Here is a 15,606-nt window from a genome sequence, read left to right on the forward strand (position 1 = left end):
TCCGCTCAGGATGACAATCGCGTTTGGATGCTTGCGGTTAATCACTCTTGACGTCCTGCTGAACTTCTTTCAGCATCTATCTTGTTATGCTTTGGTTCATGTCTCCACGAACCAGCCTTATCTATAAAAAGGAAGTCAAGCTTTTAAAGCTTGACTTCCTTGGTTATAACCGTTTTATAGCTTTAAGATTCCCGCATGTGGGGGAATGACGATCACGTTTTGGAAAGATCCTGAAACAAGTTCAGGATGACGACCGACTTATTCTTTAGGCACATTCACTGTATCTTCCGGGTGTTGTGGAGGCAATACATCTACCTTTTTCTCTACGATGGTAATTTTGGTAAACACGGCGTACTTACTAGGAGAAATGCCGTTATCGTACTTCTCTGCATAAGCTTGTGTAAATTCAGCGCCGAAGTAAAGTATAATTGAGGTATAATAAATCCACAATAAAATAACGATGATCGAACTGGCTGCACCAAAAGCCGAACCCGGATTGCCTTTTTCAATATAAATCCCGATCAGGTATTTACCAAGACTGAAAAGAACAGCAGTAAATAGTGCACCAATTATTGCCGATTTCCATCGGATGATCACATCGGGCAATACCTTAAATATAACGGCAAATACAGCTGTAACGGCAGCAAGGGTAATTACATTGTTTAAAATATAAATAAGCAAGGCCATGGTATCGTTTGCAACAGGAATCACTTCATCTATATTGCTTTGCGAAAGCAGGTTGGCCAATTTAGAACCCAAACCCACTACCACACTATTTACCACTAGTGATACCAGTAGTAAAAAGCCCATTGAGACAATTAAAGAAAAAGATAATAATCTATTTGTAAGCATTTTAATCCAGCCTTTTTTGGGGACAGCCTTTACTTTCCAGATCATGTTGATGCTATCTTGTATTTCGATAAAAATGGCTGTCGAGCCAATAATAAGTGCAACAATCCCAACGATTAAACTAAAAGTAGATTGACCAGTTTTGTTGGCATGTTCTACAAAACCCTGTATCTGGCCTGCAGCATCTTTCCCCACCAATTCGGTAACCTGTCCGAAAAATTTCCCTCTTGTTTCTTCGTTTTTTTTATCGCCCAAAAATAAAGTTGCAGCCGAGAGGAGGATAATAATTAGTGGTGTAAGTGAAAAAATGGTGTAATAGGCAAGCGAAGCACTTAATTTAGTTACCCTATCTTCCATAAAACCTTTTCCGGCAGCAACAAAAAGATGATAAAGCGCAATAAAGAAATATTTGATCTTATGGATAACTCTCATAGAAAAATTAAAACGGATATCCTATCCCAATGTTAAAAATTAAATTCTGTTTACGCCAGTCTTTATTACCGAAGGCAATATCATCGAACACCCATCTTTGTCCTTCTGGTAGGTAAGGTTTGCGTACCGGGAAGGCCACATCTAAGCGAACTACGAAGATGCTGACATCTACCCGTAAGCCTGCACCGGTACCCACGGCTAACTCGTTAAAAGCATTTTTCAGCTTAAAGCCAGATCCAAGCCTTGCCGTCTCAGGTTTACCAGGTTCTCCAAGGTCCTCTTTCCTCAGCCAGATATTTCCGGCATCTACAAACAATGCGCCATAAAGTACACTCACTATTTTAAAACGCAGTTCTGAGTTCAACATTAACTTAATATCACCACCCTGATCGGCAAAAATAGCGTCTTCTTTAACCTTAAATGTTCCAGGGCCTAAAGTTCTGGCTGGAAAGGCCCTGATATCGTTACTGCCGCCTGCAAAAAACTGCTTAACAAATGGCAGTGAGGTAGAGTTTCCATAGGCATAACCATAACCCAAATTTAACCTGTTTGCCCAGATTAAGTTTCTGGTAATTTTATAATAGTCTCTTAAATCGGCTTCTGCCCTGATAAACTGCGTTAATGGTATGTTAAAAAGGGTACGTTTCCCTTCTTCATCTTTTGGCACAAAAGCTCCCCATACATTTCCCCCAGTTTCTAAACCGCCAAAGAAATAGGTGTTATTTCTGCGGCTATCCTCCATCTGGTTGGTATAGGTGAAGTTATAGTTGCTACCAATAATAAACTGACTTTCTAGTGTAGTTCTTAATAGCGGATTAGCTTCATAAAGACTGTCTCGCTTACCATCAGGGAAACTTGTAGAAATATAACTGATTGATATCGGATTGAAATTATGTTCCTTGTATAAATTCTCCTTAAAGTTGTAACCATATTGCCCTTTAAAAGCGTGCAATGTATAGTCAGAGCCACGGTTTAACATCTGGTAAGAAAGTGAAGCAATGGTTTTCGGGATGAAAGCATTGGTGCTATTCGGTTTGTAAAAGGGAACAATAAACCTGGGGAAAGTCAGTTTTCCTTCGGCAGTTAACGACAAGGAGTTTTTGCCTAAAGAAGTTCCTTTAGTTTGCGTTTCGAAACCACCGCTAACACTCAAATCTAATTGTTCTGCATTTCTAAACAAGTTTCTGGTGGTTTGCGTTACTTTAACCTCCGAACCAACGAAATTGTTCGATTTACTCGTTCCTACAACCGAAAAGGTAAGTGAGTTTTTCTTTAAAGGGGTTAAATAGATATTTAAATCAAGCTGATTGTTTTTGAAACTATCAACGGGTAAAAATTCGGCTCTTACATCCTGAAAAGCGCCTACATTTACCATTCGGTTTAACGATTGGTTATGGTCTTTACGGTTATAAGGTTCGCCTTTTTGAAAGAATACCAAGCGGTCGAAAAGCCTTGGTTTAAAGGTGTTCCGGTCATCGTATATATTGAAATCGTTATATTGTAACGGCTTTAGTTTTCTTAATGTACTATCTCTCCTTAAGGAATAGTTAGGGTAGATGTTAATGTTTTTAATGGTATAAGGTTTTAATCCTGCATCAGGAGCAATGTCTTTTACTTTAACCGAAACATTAACCAGATTTTTACCTATGGTGCTATCTACCTGCATAATTAAATAATCGGGACTGAAATAGAAGTAGCCATTTTCTTTCAAGTCGTTATCAATCCTGATCCGTTCATTTTTGTAGGTATCGATGTCATAATAATCGCCAACTTTTAACAAGGTTTTATCTTTGTTAGCATTGATAATTTTTGTGAGTGCTCCGGTATCGGGAGGGAAATTAATCTTGTTGATTTTATATCGTTGCCCGGTAACTGCAGTATAAATGGCCTTACCTTTTTTTCCTTTTACAACGGTATCGCCGGTAACATTTGCCTGCAAATATCCTTCGCTAATAAGATAGCTGGATAATACATCATTGTTGTATTTCAACTTTACCTCGCTTAATAATACAGGTGCTTCTCCTTGTCTGCGCAGCCAATTTCTAAAACCCTTTGGCTTTTTAGGTTGGCCAGCAAGATTGTAGATGCCCAGTTTATATTTAATACCAAGTATAGATTTATTGGGGCGCGGTCTTGTTTTAGCTTCAAGATCGGTTTTAACCTGTTTTTCATTGTCAATTTTGCCTGATGAGTCTGGATTGATTTTTACATCAGCACCGGTATACAAAATCTGTCCTGGTTTTAAGGATTTGGTACTGCTGCAAGCCGCCCAAACTAAACAGGCCAGTAAAAATAAAAGCGGTCTAGTTAGTTTTCTCATCTTGTGCTTTCTGTTCAATGTTTCTTATTCTTCTTATTCTTTTCTTTTGGAATATCTCTCTAAATTTATTGTAATCTACCACCAGCGTAAAACCTAAGCCTGTTTCAACAATCTGTCCCTGTACAATCATATCGTTCTGGTTTCGGCGGTATGCCCTTAAACGGTATCGTCCATCGGCAGAGAGTGCATATTCTACGTTTACGTTTCCTGCAATATTGGTCGATTTTTCTCCCGGTGCCTGTGGTCCTTCTAAAGCAAAAGAGCTTCCTACGCTAACGGTTAATCTATCGTTTAGCAGTTTTTTCGATAAGCCAACCTCCAGATCTGTTTTTTGCTGCATCGAACCTGTTGAGTAATCTTCAGAAGAATTTACACCGAAGTTAAGATCAACACCCTGGATTAAATCGGAGGTTAAATTATTCAATTGTTCCGTTAACAGCTTACTTACACTCGAACGGGCAAGGGTAGAAACGCCGCCACCACCGCCGGCCAAACTTTGAAAAGGATTATTGGCAATAAACCTGTTTAGGGCAAGTAAAGAAAGGACCTGTTTGTTCAACTCACTTTCATCGCGGTTTACATTAATTAATTTGGTGTAAACCTGGCCATTTAAAGCGCCTCGCTCATTTTCTGGCAGATCGAGCTTAAATGAAATGGCTGGCTTTAATAATTCCCCTTTTATCATCAAATAAACCTGAAAAGGCAATTTTGTTCTCGCTTCGTAAAGATCTGGCTGGTTTAAGAGATCGATAGGTGCAGCGTTAACTTCGTATAAAGCCGTAATATTTGCAGTAGCTGAAGTAGGTTCACCTGTCCAGACAATGGTACTGCCTTTAACCAGTTTAAATTCTTTTTTTACAACAGCCAGCGTTAAATTGTATGAACCATCAACTATTTCATAACGACCGGTCATGCTAATTTTACCGCTTGGATCCATCGTTACATTTAAGTCTGCATCGCCTCTAACTTTTAAGTTATCGCCAGTAGATGGATCTACAACCACGTTCAGTTCTGCTTCGGGGTCTACTTTTACAGCTGCTACGAGGTTTAAACCTTTAATCGGTGATTTACTGATGCTATCAACCTTTAAAGCTTTTTGTCCGTTAAATGGAGGTGCATCAGCATCAATAAACTGTACTATACCTTCCTGATCGATAATCGCCGGATCACTTGAAGGCAAAGCAAAGAAGAATTTTGTACCCTTATTTACATTAACATTCATGTTTACATCTGGCTGGTTCAAATCTCCGCGTACTTTAATATTGCTTGTTAAGAATACAGTTCCGTAAATCATGTCATTATCAGCTGCGGTCGAATTAATTGCCCTGAAATTGTTCGTACGAATATCTAAACCAAAGCGATAATTTCTAAAATCGGTGGTATAAACTTTTCCATTGACGGTTGCTTTTTGATTTAAAGAATCGATCAATGTAAAGTTGTTAAAACTGATGCCTTCATCTGTAAACGATATTTTCTCATTCGGCATACGGAAAAACGAGTTTACATAAGCCACATTAAAGCCTGCATTATTGAAAGTTAAATCGCCCAGTATTTTCGGGGCTGTTAGTGCACCTTTAACTGTTAACGCGCCTGTTAAGGTGCCAGTACCACGTTTAAGCTGACCGGCAGATAAACTCTCTATGTTTTTCATTTCAATCTTATCGATGTTTACCGTAAGATCTAAAGCGCTTTCTGGTGCAGTATAATAGAAGCCGTTAACCCTTAACTCGTGCACCCCAGTTAAAGCAACATTTACTTCGAAAGCATTTTCGGTATTGTTATTTACGGCAAGGCGTAAAGTGCCCAGTTGATCTTTTTGATAACGCAACTGATCGATGGTTAAATTTGCTTCAAATTTTGGTGTGCTGGCCAAATCTTTAACATTCGCCGTTCCATTTAAACGGCCACCAACCAAAGTGGTATCGGTTTCTGCAAATTTGGTTAAAGTTTCTAACTGGAAATCTTTAAATTCTACTGCCAGGGGTGCATTTGGTTCGGTAGGATTACTATTGATGGAAAGTGATTGACCACTGTTACTGATCTGGAACTGGTTAACCAATATGCCTGATGCACCAAACTGAATGTAATTATCTTGCGAAACCACCCATTTTTGATAATCGAGCAATAGCTTTTGTGGATCTAAAGTGAATTTGAAATCCTTATTAATTGATTGAAAGGTACCACCAATTACATATTTATTTTTAAGCTGCCTATCACGCAGGAAGATGTTAACGCCTAAATTATTATTTGATGCATCGCCACTTACTTCTGTATTAAAGAGTGCAATAGCTGGGCTTTGGAGACTTTTAACCCTTAAATTATAAGCCAGTTTATTGTTATCGTTATTGATGTTTAAAACCGTAGTATCTACCTTAAAATCGCCATACACTACCTGCGGGAAATTGCCTTTAATCTGCAGGCTATCTTTTTGCGTATCGATCAATCCATAAAACTGCGATTGCTTGAATACGGTTAACTCGGGTACAAACTCCTTTAATAATTTAGAATCGTAAACCTGTACAAAAAACCTTAACCTTTGGTCGGGAACTTTCGCAACGGTACCAAAGGCATAGTATTTATTAATTTCGTTAATAATGGCATCGCCAACTTTAGTGAGCTGGTACTTGCCATCAATTTTCGCTGATAATATTTCAGATTTTAAGGTCAGTTCATTTTCGGTAGCGGTTGATTTAGCCCGGATGGAAATCGTATCTACATTGATTTTTTGTTTGTCTTTAACCAATTGTAAGCCCGTAATATCAACCGACCCATTTAAATAATCAGCATCGGCGGTAGCGAGGTCTACTTTAACTATACCTGCTGCACTTAATACCGTTGGACTAAAGTTTAGTGCCTGTAAGTTTACCTGCTTTAAGTTTAAGTCGGCTTTTATAGCAGGATATTTTCCTGCCAGATTCACTTTAGCATCTAAATTAAAGTTGGCATTGCTATCGGGCATGCTACTCTTAATACTGATGTTCTGATTGCTGTAATTCCCGGCAAGGCTTAAATTACGGTAGGTATATTTGTTGTAATAAGCACTAATCACTTTGGCATTAAACTTTGCATTAATTTTTTTAGGATCGAGTCCTGTGCCTGCCACATTTGCCTTAACCGAAATCCTACCCAGTTTAGGTTGCATTTTTAATAGCCTGCCAACGTTAAAATTGTTTAAGTTAACGTCGGCCTTATAACTTTCCTTACCTTTTGGTCCTTTCATACCTGCTACCAGAATCGCTCCACCCATATCGGTGTTGATATTCAGGTTAGTGTTGAAATCGGTCATTGAACCCTTAAATGTGCCTTTCGCATCAACTACATTTGGCAATTCGATCGTAGGTGGCAACGATTTTTTGGGTACCGCCACCAAAATATCTCCTTTGGTTAGATGAAACTTTTTGATATTTAAATCGAGATGGGTTTTTTTGATATCAGGTAGACCTTTCGCTTTTCCACTAATATCTATCTGCGTATTTTTTAACCCACTGATCTGCAGTTTTGGGATATTCAGGTTATTCAGATAGCCATTAACATCTGCTGTTAGTTTTATTTTTTCGTTGCGGTAATTTGCTGGAACGGCATCGCTGAAAAAGCCAGCATCTTTTAAGCCGATGCTTGTATTTTTAAAAGCTAAATTCAATTTAACACGCTCCGGATGGTTGGTTAAATCCTCCATTGACGTAAAATTTAGCTCTGTAGCATTTTCGATTGAAGTATTGGGTGTTTTTAAAATGAAATTGCTCAGTTTGATCTGTTTGTCGTTATATACCGCATCGCCCCTCAGCTGATCCAGTACAAATCCGCTTTTTTCCTTTAACGATCCATTTTTAACATTGGCTTTTATACCAGCGGCGCTATAACTTACATTACTGGCGCCTAAGTTGAGCTGGGTAATTTTAAGGTGGTTAAAGTCCATGCCTTTAGTGATAGGCTTTGCCCCAATATTATCAAACTGTACATTGTTATCGGCCAAACTGATATTCTTAATAATTAAACCCAAAGGCGATTTTTCGGGAACTACAGTATCTTTAACTTCCTTTAAATCGTTACTTGATGCAGGTTTAAAAGCAAAAAGAATATTCGATTTATTTAAATGGGCATCATCAACAGCATACTTACTGTTGGTTAAATCTACTTTTAGGTTTACCAGGCCCAGATCGTTTACATCGGCAACGGCTTTGGTGGTCGATAACTGATCGTCGTAATTTACCTTTACCTTACTGAAAATGAAGTTTTGCACTTCTATTAATGGCAGTTTGCCCTGTTCTTTCTCGCTGCTATCAACACTGTTTGTAATATGCTGCACCAGGTGGACTAATGGTTTTTGCTGCAGATAACGTAAAGAAGTGTTCACTAAACTCAATTCTTTAATTACGTAGTGCTGATTGGCTAAATCGAAATCTTTGATTTTGGTTTTAAAGGCACCCAGGTATAATTTCACATCATTACCAGCCACATCATCACGATAGTTAATGCCTATATCTTCAAATGAAACTTTATCGACAGAGAATTTAAGGGTAGAAGTGGTATCTTTATCTACTTTTTCTTCAGGCTTTTTCTGATCGCTCATAAAAGCATCAACAAGGAACGAAAAGTTGAATGTTGTATCAGGACTAATACGTTTAACATTTGCACGTATGTTTTTCAGCTCAATATTGTTAACCTCAATGGTGTTTTTTAACAGTTTGAATAAGCTGATATCAACCGCAAGTTTTTCAGCATATAATAAGGTATCGCCTTTGCGATCTTCGATATAGAATTTATTTAAAACCACATCTTTTGGCAGCGCAATTTTAATGCTTTCTAAACTTACCTCGGTTTTGGTTTTGTTTTTAAGATAGTTAATAGCTTTGTCTTTAACAAAATTCTGAACTGCTGGAATATTTAAAGATAGCGCCAAACCAACAACCAGAATGATGATGGAAGCAATTACCCACAATAAAATTTTTAGACTTTTGCGTACGTATTTATTCAAAGCTAAGCGTGTTTGGTGTTTGATAAATGCCAAAAGCATGCCATTAAAATTAATTTTAAGGCACGTTTTACTAAATAATACAAAAAATAACTTAAATTGTTCGCCCGCTATAAAAATTTAATATTGGCGGTTTCCTAATTAGTTACAAATGAATTCAATAAATCTAAATATAACTTTTGAACAATACGAAAGTATTACAGAATTAACAGTGGCAGACAGAACGCTTTGCGAACTTGCAGCAGAGGCTTTAAATACTTCATATTCTCCTTATTCTAAATTCAGGGTTGGTACAGCAATCCGTTTGGCCTCTGGCGAAACGATATTAGGCAGCAACCAGGAAAATTTAGCCTACCCATCTGGACTTTGTGCAGAGCGTGTTGCCCTTTTTACCATTGGTGCTACCTATCCAAACGCAGTTATTGAAAGTATGGCTATTACTGCCCAAACTGATAATTTTGAGATTTTAAAGCCCGTTACTTCTTGCGGGGGCTGTTTGCAGGTGATGGCAGAGTTTGAGCGCAAGCAAAATACGCCGATTGAAGTGACTTTTTACTGTTTGAACGGAGAAGTATTAAAAGTTCCGAGCGTGAAGAGTTTACTGCCTTTTGCTTTTGTAGAGGATCGGTTGGAAAGATAGGCGGGGGAGGCATCTCTCGACAGGTCGTCTTTGCGAGAAGGCTTTTTCAGCCGACGAAGCAATCTTAATGCGGTCGCTAATAGCGATAGTTGTAAGATTGCTTTCCCGAACATTCGGGATTCCTCCTCGCAATGACGAATTTCTATTAGAATGTAATTCTCCCTTCCTTCGCCCAACCTCGGACCTCCGACTTTTATGCTTATATTTGGTTTTTTAACCATAATGAAGCAACTCTACACCCTCGTTTTCTCCCTTTTAATTTCTTTTGGCGCAAATGCGCAGGCCGTCCTTAAAAATAATGCGGTTTATAAAATAGTTTACTTTCGCTCCGCTGATGGAAAGCCAAAGGAAGACCGTAATCCAACTGTGGTAATGGCTTCAGCAAGCCAGAATTTAATTAGCAATGCTGCTATTCTCGATCGTAAAGCAAAGTATCCTTACGAACAAAGCATTGTTGCGAAACCTGCACAAATTTTATTTCAGGTTGCCGATTTAGGTGTAGATAAGCAGATTTCAACTGCCGATAGCCTTGCCATTGGCAAGCAAACTTTTGAGTTGAGCAACGAAACCAAAGTGATTTTGGGTTATACCTGCAAAAAGGCCACCACGGTAGTTAATTCGAATAGAATTGAGCTGTGGTACACTACTGAAGCAGGTATTAAAGCGGCACCAACCAATTTGGGCCAGAACCTTGGTTTGGTTTTAGAGCAGGTGCGTAACGGCGGTAGCTTTGTAACGGCTACAAAAATTGAAGAAGTTAAAAATTCGAAATTGATCGATCTGCAAAAAATAAGTGCTAAGCTTACCGATGCATTAACGTACAAAGATTTGCTTTGGAAAAGCAGGTTTACCACATTAAGTGTTTTTAATAACGAAACGATCAATTTTATAGATAAACCACAATCGAACGATTCTGTATTCCGCTTTGCGGGAGGGACCGTGATTGCCAGGAAAGTTAAATTTCCTGAGCTTCAGTCCAACCCCAATGTTTTTATCGATTTAACCGAACAATCGAACGGCGATGCCTATGATAGAACAGGATCTGTATTTATCATCCCAACCGATAAACAGATCAGTTTAATGGATGCACTTAAAAATTCTGTTAAAGACCTGCCGGTTTACGACAATGGTAATGGAAAGAAATACCAAGGTGTTGTGGCTACAGCAAATTATAATCCTGTTATAGAATTGATGCGCTTTTTTACCCCTTTCGGTGTGGGTAAATACAATACTTTAAAATTAAAGGATAAAAATTGGGCGGAGAAAGTTTATTACAGGCAGGATGTTTCAGAGTTGTTTCCGCTCATAAATGGAAAAGAAGTTTGGATAGCTGTTTTTGTTGGTAACTATGATAAGGGCGGCCATAAAGTTTCTTTAAATATAACACTGCATACTGGAGGAAGACAAAAAGAAGCCAAAGAAGTGATTTTGCCTTTATTTAATTCGACCAACGTAATGGAAATGGCTGGACAAGAATATGCAACCATGTTTAGCAGCGATAAGGGTTTGGAAGTCTCTTTTACCTTAGCAAAAGACCTAAAAGATGCAAAACTGCGATACATTACAACCGGGCACGGTGGTTGGGGAAATGGCGATGAGTTTGTGCCACGGAAAAACACCATCTGGCTGGATGAAAAAGAAACATTCGCTTTTACACCATGGCGCCAGGATTGCGGTTCATACCGATTATTGAATCCTGCCTCTGGAAATTTTGAAACGGGTCTTTCCTCGTCAGATTTAAGCCGTTCTAACTGGTGTCCAGGCACAGTTACCAATCCCGAATGGATAAGTTTGGGTGATTTAAAAGCCGGTGCACATACCATAAAAGTAACCATCCCAATGGGTAAACCAGAAGGCTCGAGCTCAAGCGCATGGAATGTTTCGGGTGTGTTGTTGGGGGTTGAATAATTAATCAATCTGTCATCCTGAACGCAGTGAAGGATCTTTTTCTTTCCTCTTTTACTATATAAGATTATATAAGGGAATATAAGCTCGGTTGACCCTATAATGGTTTTTTTATTTTTAATTTCAAATAGCGTCTATGGTTTGATTCTATACACCTTGCAACCCTAAATAGCACCACAAAACTATTTTTCTGAACCGGATTGAAGAGGAGATCCTTTTTTGCTGCCTTGGGCCGAGCTGGAGGGCAAAAAAGATCGCATCGGAAAGCCGGAGGAAACATTAAACAAAACCTACGGAACCCTGCTTTCCAAATCAACACAAATAAATTTAGATTTCGGCAGGTGAGACACCTGCCGATAGGATGAAATTGTTTAATTTGAATTTAAAGATCTCTCCGCTACGGTCGAGATGGCGAAATATACTCCGTGATTTCCGTGCCTCCGTGGCCAATACATAAATCGTCAGGTCATTAAAAACAAATTTCCCATCTCGAAATGTGAATAACCTCTCTTCATTCTATGGAATCATTTTTATTATATTTACGGCTGCCAATTTTTGTAAATAAATGAGTGAAGAATTAGATCAAAACGTAAACGAAGAGCACAAACATACCATAACCCCAATCAACGGTTTATACGAAAACTGGTTTCTCGATTATGCGTCTTATGTAATTCTCGATAGGGCAGTTCCGCATATCAACGATGGGCTAAAGCCTGTTCAACGGCGTATTATGCACTCGCTTAAGGAGATGGATGATGGACGTTTTAATAAGGCGGCGAATGTAATTGGTAACACCATGAAATATCACCCGCACGGTGATGCATCTATTGGCGATGCGATGGTGCAGATCGGTCAAAAAGATTTATTGATTGATATGCAGGGTAACTGGGGCGATCCGATTACTGGCGATAGTGCTGCGGCACCACGTTATATCGAGGCACGTTTATCAAAATTTGCCAACGATGTGGTGTTTAACCCTGATACGACCGAGTGGCAGTTAAGTTATGACGGGCGTAATAACGAGCCAATAACTTTACCGGTTAAATTCCCTTTGTTATTGGCACAAGGTGCTGAGGGGATTGCCGTGGGTTTGGCTACCAAGGTAATGCCGCACAATTTTATCGAATTGCTGGATGCCTCGATAGAAGCGCTGAAAGGTGTGCGGCCGAATATATTGCCCGATTTCTTTACGGGCGGTATGGCCGATTTCTCGAATTATAATGAAGGGCAGCGTGGAGGTAAAATCCGCGTGCGCGCAAAAATAACCGAGAAGGATAAAAAGACTTTAGTGATTACCGAAGTCCCGTTCAGTACCACAACGGGCTCTGTTATTGATAGTATTTTATCGGCCAATGATAAAGGCAAAATCAAGATTAAAAAGATTGAGGATAATACCGCGGCTAATGTAGAAATTGTAGTGCACCTGGCACCAGGTATTTCGCCTGATGTAACCATTGACGCACTATATGCTTTTACCGCTTGTGAGGTGTCTATTTCGCCAAATACCTGTATTATTCAAGGGGATAAGCCACTCTTTTTGAGTGTAAACGATATCCTGATTGAAAATACAAAACACACTAAAAATTTATTAAAAAGAGAGTTGGAGATCCGCTTGCACGAGTTGCAGGAAAAGATTTTCTTTAGTTCTTTACTTAAAATATTTATTCAGGAGGGGATGTACAAAAATCCTGAATATGAAAACTCAACCAATTTTGATACCGTAGTTGAGGTATTACACATTTTATTTGATCCGTTTAAGCCATCGCTTTACCGCGAAATTTTACCTGAGGATTTTAAGAAGCTGATTGATAAGCCAATGAGTAGCATCACTCGTTTTGATGTGAAAAAGGCCGATGAGCAGATGAAAAATCTGGAAGATGAAATTAAAGTGGTTAAAAATCATTTAAAACACCTTACCGATTATGCCATTGCCTGGTACCAGAAACTGAAAGATAAATACGGAAAAGGAAGAGAACGTAAAACCGAAATCCGTTTGTTCGATCGCGTAGAAGCTTCAAAAGTTGCATTGGCGAATGTGAAACTGTACATGAATGCAGAAGATGGTTTTATTGGGACAGGATCAGGATTAAGGAAAGATAAACATGTTGCCGATTGTTCGGATATTGATGAGGTAATTGTTTTCCGTGAGGATGGTAAATGCATCATCACCAAAGTTGCCGAAAAAACCTTCGTGGGTAAAAATATTATACACGCACAGGTATTTAAGAAAAACGATGAGCGCACCATTTACAATATGGTTTATAAAGACGGTGCAAGTGGTACTTCCTATATTAAAAGGTTTGCCGTAGTTGGCGTAACACGTGATAAAGAATACGATTTAACCAAGGGATCGAAAGGCTCGAAGGTTTTATATTTTACCGCCAACCCTAATGGTGAGGCTGAAGTAGTGAATGTTGCATTAAAACCGCATTCTAAATTGCGCAAGCTTCAGTTCGATCAGGATTTTGCAGAAGTGGCCATTAAAGGACGTGGCTCACAGGGGAATATCATTTCTAAATATCCGGTTAAGAAAATCATTCTGAAGAGCAAAGGAGTTTCTACTTTATCAGGACTAAAAATCTGGTACGATGATTTATTAAAACGCTTAAATGTTGATGGTCGCGGAAAATACCTGGGCGAATTTGATGGCGACGACCGCATTTTACAGGTACACAAGGATGGCTTCTATGAGTTAAGTTCTTTCGAATTGAGTAACCACTTTGATGATGGCCTGATCTTGATCCAGAAGTTTGATCCGGAAAAGATTTTTGCCGCGGTCCATTTTGAAGGTAAAGCACAAAATTATTTTATTAAACGTTTTGCATTCGAACTGCAAGCTAATGGTAGGAAAACCATTTTCATTAGTGAGGAGCAGAAATCAAGGTTGCTGTTCCTTACATCAAATCCGGGAGCAAAAATTATTGTTGATGTTTTAAAGGGTAAAACCCAAATTCCGGAAACATTGGATTTAACCTTAGCAGAACTGATTGACGTTAAAGGACTAAAAGCAAATGGCAATAGACTGTCACCCCACGATGTTCAAAAAGTAGTATTAGAAGAGCCTGAGATAGAAATTGAGGCGGTTGAGGAAGCAACAATTGACGAGGAAGAGGGTGCTGAAGAACCACTAGATGAGGTGGTTACAAACGAAAAAGCAATTGCGAACGAGGAAACCGTAACAGAACCAGAAGTGCCGGAAGAGGTAATAGACAAACCTGTTGTAGCGCAGCCAAAACCAAAATTCGAACGCAAAGAAGAACCTCAAGAAGTGCCTGTGGTTAAGCCAGAAAAACCAGAGGTAAAAGAAAAACCTGTTACTGTAGAAAAGCCATTAGTAGAAAAGTCTAAGCCAGAAGCCGAACCTGTTAAAAAAGAAGTTAAAACCGGAGATAAACCCGAAGCAGAAGAAAAACCTGCCAAAAAGATAGATTTCGAGATCACTAATCCTGACGATATCGATATTGATGACAAAGGACAGTTAGGGTTGTTCTAAATAGATTTGAGAGTTGTCAACTTTAATGGCCTGGTAGCAAGAAAGTTGACAACTCTTCACATTTCAATCAAAACATTTCATTTTTAAACCTATATTTGCCTTGCTCAAAGGGGTGCTTTTGATGTTGCAATGTCTGTTGCCATCAATTTGCTGAGATTATACCCATTTAGAGGTTTAAGCCAAAAGGTTTAAGGTATAGGGTTTAACCTTACACCCTATACCTCAAACCTTACACCTTCTAATGAACCTGATGCGGGTAATGCCGCCGTAGGAAGAGGTTAAAATTTACAAAACTGTTTCGCCCCGAAAACGGTATCTAATTATTTTACCGGCCAGAAGGCAAATTATTGTAAATGAATTTTCAAGATTGGTTTAGGCTTTTTCAGGAGCAGATTTTACACACCTCATTAATCGAATGGTTGGCTGTGGGTTTTGGGGTATCTGAAGTTTTATTGGCGAAGAAGAATAGTATCTGGCTTTATCCAACAGGAATAATTTCGATCCTGTTATCGATGTTTCTACTCTTAAATGTAAAGCTGTATGCAGAAACCTTGCTGAGCATTTATTATTTGGTGATGAGCGTTTACGGATGGATAATCTGGAAGAAAAGAAAACAGGAGGGAGAAAATCAGGTTTCATGGTCGAGCAATAAAGAATTAACCATTGCTGTTTTAATTTCTGTGATTGGTTTCGGTGTCCTTTACCTTGTATTGAGGCATTATACCGATTCGGATGTGCCAGTTTTTGATGCCTTTGTATCTTCAACGGCATGGGCAGGTATGTGGCTGTTGGCCAAGCGTAAAATAGAAAACTGGATATTCCTGAACATTTCTAATATTGTGGCCATTCCGTTGCTGTTTCATAAAAAGCTTCCACTTATGGCCTGTTTAACTACGTTTTTGTTCACTGTAGCCATATTTGGGTTTTTAGACTGGAAGAAGATCATTGACAAAAGCAGACTCAAACTGGCTTAGTTGCTTTCCTACACAAAGTAA

Annotated in this window: 7 protein-coding genes; 4 read left to right on the forward strand and 3 right to left on the reverse strand. The window is 38.9% G+C overall.

Features of this window, described 5'->3' with window-relative positions; translation table 11 throughout:
* Positions 1 to 258: 258 nt before the first annotated feature.
* Genes LQ227_RS13105 through LQ227_RS13115 form a run of 3 tightly spaced genes read right to left on the reverse strand, consistent with a single transcriptional unit; the run spans position 259 to position 8,576 of the window.
* Complete coding sequence (locus tag LQ227_RS13105) at positions 259 to 1,281, reverse strand: YihY/virulence factor BrkB family protein (protein WP_230149596.1); 1,023 nt, start codon at positions 1,279 to 1,281, stop codon at positions 259 to 261.
* A gap of 7 nt (positions 1,282 to 1,288) precedes the next feature.
* Entirely contained in the window at positions 1,289 to 3,601 is a 2,313-nt protein-coding gene (locus tag LQ227_RS13110; RefSeq protein ID WP_230149599.1) for a BamA/TamA family outer membrane protein, read from the reverse strand.
* On the reverse strand, positions 3,585 to 8,576 hold the full coding sequence (locus LQ227_RS13115; RefSeq protein WP_230149601.1) for a translocation/assembly module TamB: 4,992 nt from the start codon (positions 8,574 to 8,576) through the stop codon (positions 3,585 to 3,587). The genes LQ227_RS13110 and LQ227_RS13115 overlap by 17 nt, the downstream gene beginning before the upstream one ends.
* Before the next feature lie 148 nt (positions 8,577 to 8,724).
* Here LQ227_RS13115 and LQ227_RS13120 point away from each other — a divergent pair, with 148 nt between their 5' ends.
* The 4 genes from LQ227_RS13120 to pnuC all read left to right on the forward strand — a co-directional run bounded on the left by LQ227_RS13120 (position 8,725) and on the right by pnuC (position 15,585).
* A complete protein-coding gene (locus LQ227_RS13120; RefSeq protein WP_230149604.1) occupies positions 8,725 to 9,213 on the forward strand; it encodes a cytidine deaminase in 489 nt (162 codons plus the stop codon).
* A gap of 222 nt (positions 9,214 to 9,435) precedes the next feature.
* Positions 9,436 to 11,121, forward strand: coding sequence for a PNGase F N-terminal domain-containing protein (locus tag LQ227_RS13125; RefSeq protein WP_230144753.1), 1,686 nt, complete (start codon positions 9,436 to 9,438; stop codon positions 11,119 to 11,121).
* Positions 11,122 to 11,683: 562 nt separating this feature from the next.
* The gene (locus LQ227_RS13130) at positions 11,684 to 14,611 is read left to right on the forward strand and encodes a DNA gyrase/topoisomerase IV subunit A (protein ID WP_230149606.1); all 2,928 of its coding nucleotides are present in this window, start codon (positions 11,684 to 11,686) and stop codon (positions 14,609 to 14,611) included.
* 353 nt (positions 14,612 to 14,964) lie between these two features.
* Positions 14,965 to 15,585, forward strand: a complete 621-nt coding sequence (gene pnuC, locus LQ227_RS13135; protein WP_230144755.1) for a nicotinamide riboside transporter PnuC — start codon at positions 14,965 to 14,967, stop codon at positions 15,583 to 15,585.
* The last annotated feature ends 21 nt before the right edge of the window (positions 15,586 to 15,606 follow it).

The sequence above is a fragment of the Pedobacter sp. Bi27 genome (genome assembly GCF_918698255.1).
GTDB lineage: Bacteria > Bacteroidota > Bacteroidia > Sphingobacteriales > Sphingobacteriaceae > Pedobacter.